The organism is Eubacterium sp. AM46-8 (genome assembly GCF_003466705.1).
Taxonomy (GTDB): Bacteria; Bacillota; Clostridia; order Lachnospirales; family Lachnospiraceae; genus Lachnospira.
The window spans coordinates 174884-190096 of the sequence record NZ_QSEU01000002.1 but is presented as its reverse complement, the minus strand read 5'-3'; the positions used below and the strand labels follow the sequence as shown (position 1 = coordinate 190096).

Sequence of the window (15213 nt, the reverse complement as noted above, 5' to 3'; positions counted from 1 at the left end):
AACATAGCCAGTTTATGTATTATTTATATGGTCAGATTAAGCATTTCCTTCGACTTAAATTCTTTATCGAATACAATGCTTTCCAGCCTGTTTATCACAAGCCTTAATTCTTCCTGGACTTCTTTGGTAACGGTGAATGAATACAGCCTGTTAAGCTGTGTTGTAACAATATACTGGAGTGTATATACCGTTGAGCCCGAAAGTGTAATTCCATCATATACATTTGCAGCACAATTCTTACAGCATAGTCCGTTTCTTGAATATGAATACACATACAGATTATCTTCTCTTCCGCATTCGTGACATGTGAAGAAATCCGGACATTCACCGTTGACCGCAATCATTCTTATCTCATATATGAATCTTATAAGTTCATGGCTGACAGCACCTCTGCCCAATGCCTTTAGAGTGATATAAAGCAGATTAATCATTTCTGATGCATCAAGATTCTCTCTGCCATAATAATCTGCAATCTCAGCAAAATAGCATGCGTAGCTACGGCATTAAGGTCATTTACCACATTTTCAAAGTACTCCTTAGCCGATGCTTTATACATCGTATATGATTCGCGTCCACGGTACACCTCAAATGTTCCAAATATAAAGCTTCTCGTAACACCAATCAGCGCGCTGTTAGGCTTTCTCGCACCTTTCGCAAATACAGTTATCTTGCCATATTCCTTAGTCAGTATAACCAGTCTTCTGTCATATTCTCCGACAGGCATGGCGGAAAGTATCATGCCTGTAACAGTAGTAACCTCCGCCATCGCACCCTCCTGTCATGTATATTATTTGTCCTTCTTCTTGTCATATCCAAAGTTCTTAAGAAGAATATCACTGTCGCGCCATTCCTTCTTAACTTTTACCCATAGCTTAAGATTAACTTTCATGTCAAGCTGCTTCTCAATCTCATATCTTGCATTAGTTCCGATTTTCTTAAGCATTTCGCCGCCCTTGCCAATAATAATTCCTTTGTGGGAATCTCTTTCGCATATGATAGTAGCGTCGATATCTGTTATAGGACCTCTTGTATTTCTTCTTTCCTTGAAGCTGTCAATAACAACCGCGATTCCGTGTGGAATCTCGTCATTTAATGCATGAAGTGCCTTCTCTCTTATAAGCTCTGCAACAATCTGCTTCATTGGCTGGTCTGTTACTGTATCTTCATCATAGTACATCGGACCATAATCAAGATGTGAGAATATAACATCAAGCAGGTCGTCAACATTATTGCCGTTTCTTGCGCACACAGGAACAATATCAACAAAATCAAGTTCCTTTCTGTAGCAGTCAATAACCGGAAGAATCTCCTCTTTCTTGATTGTGTCAGTCTTATTGATAACAAGAACTATAGGAGTTTTACATTCTTTAAGCTTCTCAACGATATGCTCCTCGGCAGCTCCAAGATGTGTTGTAGGCTCAACAAGCCAGCATATAAGGTCAACCTCACTGATTGTCTTCTCTGCCGCACCAACCATGTATTCACCAAGCTTGTTCTTAGCCTTGTGGATACCCGGAGTATCAACGAAAACAATCTGTCCACGCTCATCAGTGTATACAGTCTGTATTCTGTTTCTTGTGGTCTGAGGCTTGTTAGAAGTAATCGCAATCTTCTGTCCGATTATCTGATTCATAAGTGTTGACTTACCAACATTAGGTCTTCCTATAAATGTTACAAAGCCTGTCTTAGTTCTTGTGTTCTCTGCCTTAGCGCCGCCGGTAATTCCGCTGGCTGCAAGCATCTCATCTAAATTCATACATTCTTCCTTTCTATTATCCCTGCACCTTGATAAGTGGCTGTATCTTATCAAAAAGCTCACTCTCTTTATTAATTTCCTTGCTGCTTCCCACAACGCAGAAATAATTCTCATCCATTGCACATCTTACAAGTGGTGCAAGCTCTCTTATTCTTGCCACATTACAGTCAAGAACCTGTGCCCTTTCTGCCTTAAGTGATTCATAATCTGTGTTACAGATGTATGCGCCAAATGATCTTGTTCCCTTTGCTGCCGGATTCATAGGTGTATCCATATCACCTATTGTTCCGATTATGAACTTGACCATGTCCCTGTCGCTTACATCAAAATGTTCAAGATAGTCTGCTGCATTTTCATATATCTCGTTAGTCTTTCTTAAGTTAGGGTCTCTGTAAGAAACCATATACATGTCACCGTTTCTGTAAGAACCGCTCATGCAGCCGTATGCGCCGCCTTTAACTCTTACATTAATCCAGAGATAATCATATGAGAATATAACCTTAAGCACTCTTAATGCTCCTGTGTATTCATATCCTCCATCTCTGAAGTTACCACATCTTGCAACATACTGGACCTGTGAAGCTGAACTATATCCTGTCTTGACATTTGCAGGTGTGTACTTTCTTTCGCATGCTGGCATGTCCGATTTTTTCAATCCTTCCGCATACTTTCCGAAAGCAGGTGCAAATGCATCATATCCCTTATCATCAGCAGTAAAACTGACAATAATATTCTCTTTGTGGAATATATAATCGACAAGCTTGCTTAACTTATCTGCGATATCTTCCTTAAGCTCATCAAACTGTGAGTCAAGCTTCTGTATAAGCTCATAGAACCCATATCCTCTCATCTCGTTAGAATAATATGCATTTCTTGAGAACTGTGCCATACCTGCAAGCATTGCTGTTGAATGTCCTGCACTTGTCATTGTGCTTTCCATTCTTGACTTAAGCTTCGCAATTATCTCTTTAAGTCTCTTATAATCTGAGAACTTTGTCTTATATATAATTTCATTCATCATATCAAGGACGAACTGGATATTGTCATAGAGAACCTTACCCTTAACCTCATACATGATAGTACATTTGTCAAAATCCTTATTATCTGTGTATATTGCAGCATCAGTTGAGATTCCACCACAGTTAATATTAATTTCATTAGTCAGCTCTGTATATGTGTACTTTTCAGTATCCATAAGTCCAAGAACCGAGCTTAAAAGTCCGATATATGGAAGCAGTTCATCAGGCACATTCTTACAGTCGTAGCACATCATTATATATGCAATTCCATTAGTGAACATATTGTGGTGGATTACATCAACACCGCCAATCTTCTTAGGGTCAATATATAACTTAGCCGGCTCTCTTGTAATATCCTTTAATTCAAGCTGTGGTATCTTTTCAAGGTCTTCCTGGCTTGAAGGTGTATCCTGATATTCCTTTAATGCATTTGTCTGCTTAACAAGCTCTTCCAGCTCTTCCCTTGAAAGTGTTGCCTTATAATCGGCAAGCTTCTCTGCTTCTTTAGCTTCCTTCTTCTCTGCAAGTCCATGCTTTGGAACAAGACTTAACACTACCTCATGATTATTACCTATAATATTATCTTCAATGAATTTCTCGAAGAAACCATTCTCAGCATTCTTCTTGATTATTTCAAATGTTTCTCCTGCCTCAACATGAACAAACGGTTTATTCTCATCATAAAGCCAGCTGTCCATCATTGTGAGATAATACATAAGTCCCTTTGGATATGGACCGAAATCAGCTTCTCTGTATTTGAATTCGTAATAGTTGATTCCTGCCTTAACCATTCTCTTGCTAAGACCGTTCTTAACAATATCAGAAAGCGTGTCTTCAACAACCTTTATGAATCTGTCTCTGTCACTTTCATTCGCATTCTTAGTAATAATTGAATACACCGGCTGGTACACAGAAGTCTCTAACACACTGTACACATCTGTTCCAATTCCTGCGTCAATAAGTGCCTGCTTAAGCGGAGCCCCCGGTGCCATGATAAGTGCATAATCAAGAATCTGTAATGCAAGGTAGCTTACAGGGTCTGTTGATGTTCCGATAACAACATTGTAAGAAAGATAAGTGTTATCCTCCTCTGGCTCATCATCTGTAATTGCATACTCTCTTGTCTCATACTTAGGTGCATCAAATGCTTTCTGGAAAGTTACCTCAGCATCTATATTAACATCGTTCTTATCAAAAGCTGAGAGATATTCATTATCAAGATATTCAAGCCTCTCATCAACATCAATATCTCCGTACAGATAGATATAACTGTTCACAGGATGATAATATTCCTTGTGATACTTAATGAAATCCTCATACTTAAGCTGAGGTATAACCTCAGGGTCACCACCGGATTCATTCTTGTATTCAGAATCAGGGAAGAGTGATACAAATGTATATCTTGAAAGCACATCATCTGCTGAAGAATACACACCCTTCATCTCATTAAATACAACTCCGTTATAAGCAAGCTCTCCATCTACATCTTCAAGCTCATAATGCCAGCCTTCCTGCTTGAATATCTCCTCATGCTCATACATTGCAGGATAGAATACCGCATCCATATAGACATCCATAATATTCTTGAAATCTGCCATATTGCAGCTTGCAACAGGATATACTGTCTTATCCGGATAAGTCATTGCATTAAGAAATGTGTTAAGAGAACCCTTGCATAATTCTACAAATGGGTCTTTAACCGGATATTTTCTTGAACCACACAAGGTAGAATGTTCAATTATATGCTGCATTCCTGTGTCATTATCTGGTGGTGTCTTAAAACCTATAGAAAACACTTTGTTATCGTCATCATTAGAAATAATTGCAACCCTTGCACCTGATTTCTTATGCTTTAATAAAAGTCCTACAGAATTAAGGTCATTAAGCTTTTCAATGTTCACAAGCTCATATGCACCATAATCTTTATTAAGTTCTTTATATCTTGTCTCTAAATTCATATTACTGCTTTAATCTCCAATCTTTACAATAAGGCATTACCATATATGAAAACATATATTACATATAAATATAATACCCCACAATGTAGGATTTTACCACATTGTGGGGTGAGTGTAAACTTACATTACATATGTAAGCTATAGTATTTATTTGCCGAAAAAACCTTTCTTCTTACTGTGTCTTTCATTACCTGTAAGTGCCTTTTCATATGCCATAAGTGCATCCTTCTGCTCCTGATTAAGCTTTGTAGGAATATCAACTATTAAAGTGATATAATGGTCGCCTCTCTGTGCTGCATTTCTTACACTTGGCATACCTTTGCCTTTAAGTCTTACTCTTGTACCTGATGCTGTTCCCGGCTTAACTTCGTACAATACTTCTCCATCAACAGTCTTAACCTTGATTTCACCGCCAAGTACCGCTGTTGGATAGCTTATTACAACATTAGAGAATATATTGTATCCGTCTCTTTCAAATTCTGTGCTTGCTGAGATAATAACAGCAACTAAGAGGTCACCTCTTGGTCCGCCATTAACTCCCGGCTCACCTTTGCCCTGTATACGTACGCACTGACCATTATCGATACCTGCTGGGATATTGACTTCAATAGTCTTCTTGCTGCTTATATAGCCTGTTCCGTAACAATCCGGACACTTCTCCTTAATTATCTTACCAGTTCCATGACAGTCAGGACATGGCTGCTGGCTTCTTACCATTCCAAGAAATGACTGCTGTGTGAAAGTTACCTGTCCACGACCACCACATTTGCTACAGGTCTCTGGTGATGTACCAGGCTTAGCTCCTGTACCGTGACAGCTTGAGCACTCATCCTTTAATGTAACATCTATCTTCTTGGTTGTTCCCCTTACTGACTCGTCAAATGTAATTCTTACATTAACTCTTACATCAGCACCTCTTCTTGGTCCATTGCTGTTTCGCCTGCTTCCGCCGCCGCCAAACATACCTCCAAAAAGATCTCCGAAAATATCTCCCATGTCACCAAAATCGAAATCGAAGCCACCTGCTCCAGCTCCACCTGCTCCGCCTTCAAATGCGGCATGGCCAAACTGGTCATACTGTCTTCTCTTTTCAGCATCGCTTAACACCGCATAAGCTTCAGAAGCCTCTTTGAATTTTATTTCAGCTTCTTTATCCCCCGGATTCATATCAGGATGATATTTCTTTGCAAGTTGTCTGTATGCTTTCTTAATAGCAGCGTCATCGGCATCCTTAGGCACGCCAAGGACTTCATAATAATCTCTCTTATCTGCCATGATTGCTTCCTCTTTCTTATTTAATCAACAGAAACTGCACGGAGTTCTCACCCCATGCAGTCCTTATTCCAGTCAGTTATTACTGACAATTAAACCTCTTTGTAATCTCCATCAACTACATCATCACCGTATGGAGCTGAACCATTAGAAGCACCTGCTCCCATATCAGGACCTGCACCTGCTCCCATGTCTGGGCCTGCACCACCAGCAGCCTGCTGTGACTCATATAACTTAGCGAAAAGCTTCTGAGCGCTTTCCATAAGTTTTTCCTTGGCAGCCTTGATTTCATCAACCTGTGCATCTGTCATGTTTTCTGGGTCAGAACCATCAACAAGTGCCTTTAATGCGTTAAGGTCAGTCTCAACTGCAGCCTTGTCAGAAGCATCAAGCTTGTCGCCTGCCTCATCCATAGCCTTCTGTGTCTGGAATACCATTGAATCAGCTTCGTTACGTGCATCAATAGCATCCTTACGCTTCTTATCCTGAGCCTCGAACTCAGCAGCTTCCTTAACTGCCTTATCGATATCTTCATCAGACATGTTAGAACCAGCAGTAATTGTGATGTGCTGTTCCTTACCTGTTCCAAGGTCCTTAGCAGATACATTTACAATACCATTGGCATCGATATCAAATGTAACTTCAATCTGTGGAACACCTCTTCTTGCTGGAGGGATACCATCAAGTCTGAACTGTCCAAGTGACTTGTTATCTCTGGCAAACTGTCTTTCACCCTGTACAACGTTGATATCAACGGCTGTCTGGTTATCAGCAGCTGTAGAGAAAATCTGGCTCTTCTTTGTAGGAATAGTTGTATTTCTCTCAATAAGTCTTGTAGCAATACCACCCATTGTCTCGATTGAAAGTGAAAGTGGTGTTACATCAAGAAGAAGGATATCACCAGCACCTGCATCACCAGCTAACTTACCACCCTGAATAGAAGCACCGATAGCTACGCACTCATCTGGGTTAAGAGTCTTGCTTGGCTCATGTCCTGTTAATGACTTAACCTTATCCTGTACAGCAGGGATTCTTGTAGAACCACCAACTAATAATACCTTTGAAAGCTCTGAAGCTGTAAGACCTGCATCTGAAAGTGCATTCTTAACTGGCTCTGCAGTCTTTTCTACAAGGTCATGTGTTAATTCATCGAATTTAGCTCTTGTAAGAGTCATCTCAAAGTGCTTTGGTCCTTCAGCTGTAGCTGTGATATAAGGAAGGTTGATTTCTGTCTGAGTTGTGCTTGAAAGTTCCTTCTTAGCCTTCTCAGCTGCTTCCTTAAGTCTCTGAAGAGCCATTGTATCCTTAGAAAGGTCAACACCTTCCTTAGCCTTGAAATCATTTAACATATACTGTGTAACAGCATTATCGAAATCATCACCACCAAGCTTGTTATTACCAGCTGTAGCAAGAACTTCAATTACACCATCACCGATTTCGATAATAGATACATCGAATGTACCACCACCTAAATCGTAAACCATAATCTTCTGCTCATGCTCATTATCAAGACCATAAGCTAAAGCTGCTGCTGTAGGCTCATTGATGATACGCTTTACATCAAGACCTGCAATCTTACCAGCATCCTTAGTAGCCTGACGCTGTGCATCGTTGAAGTAAGCAGGAACTGTAATAACAGCTTCTGAAACCTTCTCACCAAGATAATTCTCTGCATCTGACTTTAACTTCTGTAAAATCATAGCTGAGATTTCCTGTGGAGTATATTTCTTTCCATCAATCTCAACCTTGTAATCTGTACCCATATGTCTCTTGATAGAAGAGATTGTCTTATCAGCATTAGTAACTGCCTGACGCTTTGCAGGATCACCTACAAGTCTCTCTCCTGTCTTTGAAAATGCAACTACTGAAGGAGTAGTTCTTAAACCTTCTGCGTTAGCGATAACAACTGGCTTACCACCTTCCATTACAGCTACGCAAGAATTAGTTGTACCTAAATCAATACCAATAATCTTTCCCATGATAAAATGTCCTTTCTATAATTAAATTGATTAATACCTTGTGTTACATATGCTTTCTGGCTTATCGCTAGTTAGCAACCTTGACCATGCTGTGTCTTATAACCTGGTCTCTGTATGTGTAGCCCTTCTCAAACTCTTCAACTACGATGTTCTCTCCAACTGAATCATCATCAACATGCATTACTGCATTGTGGAAATCTGGATTGAACTCACCGCCTAAAGCTTCAATAGGCTTAACATCTGCATCCTCAAGCATCTTTAAAAGCTGCTTGTGAACCATATCCATTCCCTTAGCGAATGGAGTTTCAAGTTCCTCATCTGTCACACTCTTAAATCCTCTGTCGAAATTATCAACAATAGGTAAAAGCTTCTTAATGATATCTGAGGCTCCCATCTCGAACATAGTAGATTTCTCTTTTTCTGTTCTCTTTCTGAAATTATCAAACTCAGCCATCTGCCTCTTTACTCTGTCCTGAAGTTCTTCTATAACTGCATCCTTAGGATCCTTCTTCTTAGAGCTCTCAGTGCTCTCATCCTGTGCCTCGGCCTTGTCTGATTCATCAGCTTCACATGCATTCTGACTTTCATCAGCCTTACATTCTGATTCGCAGTTGCAGGCTTCTTCTTTCTTAGCATCAGTCTCCTGATTCTTTACTTCATCCTGAACTGTCTCTTCTGATTTCTTTTTCTTTACATCCTTTGACACTTCCATACCAACCTTTCCTAAGTTTTCTTAAATACATCATCCAAATGCGTCTGCATCTCTTTTAAGGTATCAACAACCTTTTCATAATCCATACGCTTCGGTCCAATAATACCAATTGTTCCCTTCATTCCATCCTGCAATTCATATGTGGCTGTTACCACACTACAGTCCTTCATGGATTCAACTGGTGTTTCATTTCCTATATATACCTGAATGCCGTGGTTATCATCTTCAGTCTCATCTGAACCATCCTTGTCATTAACAAGTCCAGACAAGCCCTGCTTTTCCTCCAAAGCATATATAAGCTCACTTGCTTTCCCGGAATCACTAAGCTCCGGATACTTGAATATGTTAGTTGCACCGCTTGTGTATATCTTCAGGTCGTCAGCCTTACTTATAGTCTCAACTATCGCATCTAACACTTCTTTAACAATACCTATATGCTCACCTGCCTGACTCTCCATCTTGGATATAAGTCCCAGATGCATCTCCTGCAATGTAAGACCTGTAAGTGTTGTATTAAGAAGAAGATTAAGCTTCAGAAGATTCTCTGGTGAAATATCCTCGCTGATAGTTATAACCTTGTTCCTTATAAGATTACCTTCCATAACAATAACAGCAAGAAGCTTATTCGGTTCAAGCTGTGAAAGCTGAACAAATCTTAACTTATTACCAGTTACCTTAGGAGTAGTTATCATCGTGGCATAATTAGTATTATTCGCCAGAACCTTTGCTACATTCTGAAGAAGCTCCTCTACTCTGTCTACCTTCTCTGATAAGGCATCCTTCATAGAATCAAGTTCTTTCTCTTTATCACCAACCTGCTGTTCTCTTAAGGATATCTCTTCCTCTTTCTGGGCCATTAAATCGTCAACATATAATCTGTAACCCTTATCAGTTGGAATTCTTCCAGCAGAGGTATGTGGCTGTACAATGTAGCCAAGCTCTTCTAAGTCTGCCATCTCATTCCTTATAGTTGCTGAACTTAACTGTAAATCAGTCAGCTTGGAAATCGTTCTTGAGCCAACCGGTTCTCCGGTATCAAGATAATTCTGAATAACAGCTTTAAGTATCTTAACCTTACGGTCATCCAGTCGTCCATCCGTCTCCATGGCATCCTCTCCTTTCATCTTGTTAGCACTCATTAGATTGGAGTGCTAATATCGATACATTTAAGATATCACTACCCTTTCGTGATGTCAACAATAATATTTCTTTTTTCTATAAATAATTTATAAACTTCTTAAACAAAGTGATATTAACACAAAAAAGCTGCAGCTCTAACAGTTTCAAAACCATTAAAGCTACAGCCCTATTAATTCTTATATATATTAGATTCCAAGAATCTTCTTTACTTCATCACACATCTTGTCAGAATCACATACAGTATCATGAAGAACTGGTGCTGTTCTGATTTCTTCAATTGCGTTAGGAACTTTGACATTGCTTATCTTGCTAAGCTCGTCTACAAGCTCGAAATCTCCCATTGAATCATACTTAGAATCAATAGCATTCATAACGCTTCTTGTAAACTTATATGGACTTGCTGTTGAAGCAATAACTGTCTTAGTTGTATCACCAGTTTCTTTTCTGTACTTATCATATACAGTTGCAGCAACTGATGTATGTGTATCGATTACGTATCCACAATCTTCATATATCTTCTTGATTGTAGCAGCATCCTCTGCCTCTGTAGCATAATTGCCATAGAAGTCAGCTAACTGTGCCTTCATCTCTTCTGTAATCTTGTACTTTCCTTCTGACTTTAATGATGCCATAAATTCTGCATTCTTAGCTGCATTATTGCCAGCAATTCTGTATATAAGTCTCTCAAGGTTGCTTGAGATAAGGATATCCATAGATGGTGAGGTTGTAAGAACGAACTCTCTGTTTCTGTCATACTCACCTGTTGTAAAGAAGTCATATAATACCTTATTCTCATTAGATGCACATATGAACTTATTAATAGGAAGTCCCATATTCTTAGCGTAAAATGCAGCTAAGATATTACCGAAGTTACCTGTAGGAACAACTACATTTATCTTCTCGCCATCCTTAATCTCGCCATTAGCTAATAACTTGGCATATGCATATACATAATAAACAATCTGTGGAACAAGTCTTCCTATATTGATTGAATTAGCTGATGAAAACTGGAATCCGGCATCGTTCATAACCTTCTCTAATTCCTTATCAGAGAAAATGTTCTTAACACCAGTCTGTGCATCATCAAAGTTACCTTTGATTCCAATTACATATGTATTGTCGCCCTTCTGTGTAACCATCTGCTTCTCCTGAATTGGGCTTACACCGTTCTTAGGATAGAATACAATAATCTTAGTTCCCGGAACATTAGCAAATCCAGCTAAAGCAGCCTTTCCTGTATCTCCAGATGTAGCTGTAAGAATAACAATTTCATTCTTAACATTGTTCTTCTTAGCAGAAGTTGTAAGAAGATGTGGAAGGATAGAAAGTGCCATATCCTTGAATGCTATTGTAGCACCGTGGAAAAGTTCAAGAAAATACTCATCTTCAACTTTAACAAGCGGAGTCATCTCTTCTGTATCAAACTTAGAATCATAAGCTCTGTCTATACAGCTCTTAAGTTCTTCCTCTGTGAAATCATCAAGCATAAGCTTCATAACTTCATAAGCAACTTCTTTATAAGTCATCTTAGATAATTCTTCTAAGCTTTTATCTAATGATGGAATACTCTCTGGTACAAAAAGTCCTCCGTCTGCTGCAAGCCCCTTTAATATAGCCTGTGATGCAGTAACCTTAACACTGTCGTCTCTAGTACTTCTGTAGAACATACTCATCTTTAATACACCTCATAATTAATATAGTGTGCCTGCGAAAAAGTCGTAGGCTTTTAATATTATACAACAGACATCTGTGCAAAAACAATACTTTATAATAACAAATTACATTCTGTCTGTTTTTAAGCCTCCACGATCTTTCCAGCAATAGCACTTGCTGCCGCTGTAGCTGGAGACGCAAGGAATATCTTAACCTTGCTTGTTCCCATTCTTCCAAGGAAGTTTCTGTTGTTAGTTGCAACAACTACCTCTCCGTCAGTAAGAATTCCGCCTGTTCGTCCACAGCATAATCCGCATCCTGGATGTGTAACAATTGCTCCGGCTTCAACAAGTGTCTCAAGTGTTCCGTCTGCAAGAGCTTCTTTATATATCTTGCGGCTTGCAGGAGTAACTATTAACTTGACAAATGGTGCAACCTTCTTACCTTTAAGAATAGCTGCTGCACACTGAAGATCCTCTAATCTTCCATTAGTACATGAACCTATGAATACCTGATCTACTGCTGTTCCGGCAAGCTCTGTAACAGGCTTGATGTTATCTACCTGTGAAGGACATGCAAGAACCGGAACTAAATCCTCTGCATTATATGTAATCTCTCTTGCATATACTGCATCCGCATCTCCCTTTAAATCCTTTAATTCATCTGTAAGTTCTACATTACAGTACTCTGCTGTCTTTTCATCTGGTGTAAAAAGAGCACATTTGGCACCGGCTTCAATAGCCATGTTAGACATAGTCATACGGCTTGCAACGCTCATCTCGTCAATTGTTGAACCTGTGAATTCAAGTGCCTGATAAGTTGCGCCATCTGCTCCAAGGTCACCGATAAGTCTTAATATGATATCCTTTGAACGCACATTTTCAGGAAGCTTTCCATTAACTGTTACCTTGATAGTCTGTGGAACTTTAACCCACATTTTGCCTGTTCCTAATACACTTGCCATCTCTGTATATCCGATACCTGATGAAAATGCACCAACACAGCCGTATGTTGTTGTGTGGCTGTCTGTACCAAATGCGATATCTCCCGGCTTTACATAACCTGCCTCTGTCATTAACTGATGGCAGATTCCGTCTGAACGGTGGATATTCTTCATTCCGTATTTTTCCACAAATTCATTACCAATACGGAAATGTCTTGTATCATCAACCTGACTTGCTGGAACAAGATGGTCATATATAAGAACAGCCTTATCAGGGTCCCATATCTTAGTGAATCCCATTTCCTCGAATTTCTCTTTAACAAATGGAATGAAAATATCATGAATCATTACTCTGTCAACATTAACAGTTACGATATCTCCCGGCTTTACTTCCCTGCCAATATTCTTTCCAATAATCTTCTCAATAATTGTATGTCCCATTATTCTTACCTCTCCCTGTCTTAGTCAAGACCGTTAAGCTTTCTCATTGCCTTAACAAGTCCGCCTGCATTAAGTATATCCACAAGATTATCAGGAAGTGAAGCAATAGGATATGCCTTTCCATTGTGTGTAATCTGTGCATTTACTTCAACATCAATAGTATCGCCTTCTTTAACTGCGTCGTGAAGGTCTGCATTCTCAATAAGGAGAAGTCCGTTATTAATAGAATTTCTGAAGAATATTCTTGCATATGATTTGGCAATAACACATTTAATACCTAATGCCTTAATAACCTCAGGTGCCTGCTCTCTTGATGAACCACAACCAAAGTTCTTTCCTGCAACAATGATGTCGCCCGGCTTAATCTGACCTGCAAGTTCTGGTCTTAATGGCGAAAATGCATATGGCTTCATATCTTCTACTGTCTTTAATGCGAGGTACTCTGTAGGAATAATGATATCTGTATCAATGTCATCACCAAGCACCCATACTTTACCGCTAAATTTCTCGTTCATAATTACTCCTTTGAAGTTAAATCCTTATCTTATACCATGTCTGCTGTTGCTATCTCGCCCTTGATTGCTGATGCTGTAACAGTTGCCGCTGAAGCAAGATATACGAAAGAATCCTTATGTCCTGCGCGTCCCTTGAAGTTTCGTGTACCTGTGCTGATAAGAGTCTCACCCTCACCGATAACACCCTGACAGCTGCCCCAGCATACAGAGCAGTTAGGATTCATAACAATCGCACCTGCGTCCATAAATATATCAAGGAGTCCCTCTTTCATAGCCTGAAGATATACCGAACGGCTTGCAGGAACTACAAGGAATCTTACCTTAGGAGCAACCTTTTTCCCTTTGATGATCGCTGCGCCAACTCTTAAATCCTCGATTCGTCCATTGTTACATGAACCAAGAAATGCTTCATCAATCTTTACACCAAGTGATTCCTTAGCCGGAACTACATTGTCAACAAAATGTGGCTTTGCAACGATTGGCTGTATTGTTGAAAGGTCAATATCATAAACCTGCTCAAATACTGCATCATCATCTGATGTAAAGCATGCCTTTGGCTCTCTGCCATGCTCCTTAAGATAATCCATTGCAACATCATCAACTTCCATGAGTGCAGTCTTAGCACCTGCCTCTACGCAGAGGTTACATATTGATATTCTGTCTGCCATTGAAAGGCTGTGTAAACCTTCTCCTGCAAATTCCATTGCTTTATAGTTAGCACCGTTAGCACCAATCTTTCCAATAATAGAGAGTATTAAATCTCTTGCATATACTCCATCGTTAAGCTTTCCCTTAAGGTTGAATCTTAATGTTCCCGGAACCATTACCCATGATGTTCCTGTAACCATTGCATACAAATAATCTGTACAACCAACACCTGTACCAAATGCACCTAACGCACCATATGCACAAGTATGGCTGTCTGCTCCAAATATAAGCTCACCAGGTACTACATGATTCTCCATCATTACCTGATGACATACGCCCTCACCCTCGTAGAACTTAATATCATTAGCCTTGGCAAAATCTCTCATCTTCTTCTGTGAAGCTGCTGTCTTAGGGCTGTCTGATGGAATATTGTGGTCTACAATCCATACAAGCTTATCCTTGTCAGCAATATGAGGATTCTTCAACTTCTCATACATACCGATAGTAAGATGTGTTGTTCCATCATTACTCATGAGTCTGTCAAGAGTGACAGTAGCAATATCACCGGCCTTAACCTGTGAAAGACCTGCTGCCCTTGCGATAATCTTCTCTGCAATAGTCATGCCATGCTTTGCCTCGTCTGCTGTTACAGCTGCACTCTCAGACTCTTCTTTCTCACCATTAAGTGATGCAATAAGACCACCCTGATTAAGAATAGCCTGCATCTTGGCTGGAAGCTTAGTACATGTATAAGTCTTTCCATTAACAGTGATAATTCCATCTTCTAATGAAAGCTCACATTCGTCCCCTGCATTAACTTCGTCATGGAGTTCCTTACATACAATAACAGGAAGTCCTATATTAATAGCATTACGATAGAATATTCTTGCAAATGATTTAGCAATTACTGCCTTGACACCTAATGCCTTAAGTACGCTTGGTGCCTGCTCTCTTGATGAACCACATCCAAAGTTGTCATCTGCAACAACGAAATCTCCCGGCTTTACGGCAGAAGCAAAATCAGAGTCTAATGATTCAAATGTATGACTCTTCATGTCATCAATTGTCGGGAACAAAAGATACTGTGACGCAATAATCTGATCTGTATCAACATCTTTATCAAACTTAAATATTCTACCCATTGTTTTCTCCTTATCTTATCCCTGATATAACAGGT

Annotated in this window: 10 protein-coding genes and 1 pseudogene; all 11 read right to left on the bottom strand. The window is 39.6% G+C overall.

The genetic code is table 11. The features are described from left to right. Window positions 1-23: 23 nt before the first annotated feature. The 11 genes and pseudogenes from recO to DW963_RS02240 all read right to left on the bottom strand — a co-directional run bounded on the left by recO (window position 24) and on the right by DW963_RS02240 (window position 15178). Window positions 24-724: pseudogene (recO, locus tag DW963_RS02290) on the bottom strand (DNA repair protein RecO). Between the two features lie 63 nt (window positions 725-787). Then, the gene (gene era / locus DW963_RS02285; RefSeq protein ID WP_117913712.1) at window positions 788-1741 is read right to left on the bottom strand and encodes a GTPase Era; all 954 of its coding nucleotides are present in this window, start codon (window positions 1739-1741) and stop codon (window positions 788-790) included. A gap of 31 nt (window positions 1742-1772) precedes the next feature. After that, on the bottom strand, window positions 1773-4733 hold the full coding sequence (locus DW963_RS02280) for an insulinase family protein (protein ID WP_117913686.1): 2961 nt from the start codon (window positions 4731-4733) through the stop codon (window positions 1773-1775). A gap of 147 nt (window positions 4734-4880) precedes the next feature. Next, a complete protein-coding gene (gene dnaJ / locus DW963_RS02275; RefSeq protein WP_199669352.1) occupies window positions 4881-6008 on the bottom strand; it encodes a molecular chaperone DnaJ in 1128 nt (375 codons plus the stop codon). 89 nt (window positions 6009-6097) lie between these two features. Beyond that, on the bottom strand, window positions 6098-7984 hold the full coding sequence (dnaK, locus tag DW963_RS02270; protein WP_117913684.1) for a molecular chaperone DnaK: 1887 nt from the start codon (window positions 7982-7984) through the stop codon (window positions 6098-6100). Window positions 7985-8051: 67 nt separating this feature from the next. Next, window positions 8052-8696 carry a nucleotide exchange factor GrpE gene (grpE, locus tag DW963_RS02265; protein WP_117913683.1) on the bottom strand — a complete coding sequence of 215 codons (645 nt, stop codon included), beginning with the start codon at window positions 8694-8696 and terminating at the stop codon, window positions 8052-8054. 11 nt (window positions 8697-8707) lie between these two features. Further along, complete coding sequence (hrcA, locus tag DW963_RS02260) at window positions 8708-9802, bottom strand: heat-inducible transcriptional repressor HrcA (RefSeq protein WP_117913682.1); 1095 nt, start codon at window positions 9800-9802, stop codon at window positions 8708-8710. Between the two features lie 219 nt (window positions 9803-10021). Next, window positions 10022-11509: a threonine synthase gene (gene thrC / locus DW963_RS02255; RefSeq protein WP_117913681.1), complete on the bottom strand. Its 1488-nt coding sequence runs from the start codon at window positions 11507-11509 to the stop codon at window positions 10022-10024. A gap of 122 nt (window positions 11510-11631) precedes the next feature. Then, window positions 11632-12873: a 3-isopropylmalate dehydratase large subunit gene (locus tag DW963_RS02250; RefSeq protein ID WP_055215681.1), complete on the bottom strand. Its 1242-nt coding sequence runs from the start codon at window positions 12871-12873 to the stop codon at window positions 11632-11634. 20 nt (window positions 12874-12893) lie between these two features. Next, window positions 12894-13388, bottom strand: a complete 495-nt coding sequence (locus DW963_RS02245; RefSeq protein ID WP_117913680.1) for a LeuD/DmdB family oxidoreductase small subunit — start codon at window positions 13386-13388, stop codon at window positions 12894-12896. 29 nt (window positions 13389-13417) lie between these two features. Beyond that, window positions 13418-15178, bottom strand: coding sequence for an aconitase/3-isopropylmalate dehydratase large subunit family protein (locus DW963_RS02240; protein ID WP_117913679.1), 1761 nt, complete (start codon window positions 15176-15178; stop codon window positions 13418-13420). Window positions 15179-15213 lie beyond the last annotated feature (35 nt).

Coding starts and splice junctions, on each gene's coding strand:
- era (WP_117913712.1), bottom strand. CDS start 1,741: ATGCTTGCAGCCAGCGGAATTACCGGCGGCGCTAAGGCAGAGAACACA.
- DW963_RS02280 (WP_117913686.1), bottom strand. CDS start 4,733: ATGAATTTAGAGACAAGATATAAAGAACTTAATAAAGATTATGGTGCA.
- dnaJ (WP_199669352.1), bottom strand. CDS start 6,008: ATGGCAGATAAGAGAGATTATTATGAAGTCCTTGGCGTGCCTAAGGAT.
- dnaK (WP_117913684.1), bottom strand. CDS start 7,984: ATGGGAAAGATTATTGGTATTGATTTAGGTACAACTAATTCTTGCGTA.
- grpE (WP_117913683.1), bottom strand. CDS start 8,696: ATGGAAGTGTCAAAGGATGTAAAGAAAAAGAAATCAGAAGAGACAGTT.
- hrcA (WP_117913682.1), bottom strand. CDS start 9,802: ATGGAGACGGATGGACGACTGGATGACCGTAAGGTTAAGATACTTAAA.
- thrC (WP_117913681.1), bottom strand. CDS start 11,509: ATGAGTATGTTCTACAGAAGTACTAGAGACGACAGTGTTAAGGTTACT.
- DW963_RS02250 (WP_055215681.1), bottom strand. CDS start 12,873: ATGGGACATACAATTATTGAGAAGATTATTGGAAAGAATATTGGCAGG.
- DW963_RS02245 (WP_117913680.1), bottom strand. CDS start 13,388: ATGAACGAGAAATTTAGCGGTAAAGTATGGGTGCTTGGTGATGACATT.
- DW963_RS02240 (WP_117913679.1), bottom strand. CDS start 15,178: ATGGGTAGAATATTTAAGTTTGATAAAGATGTTGATACAGATCAGATT.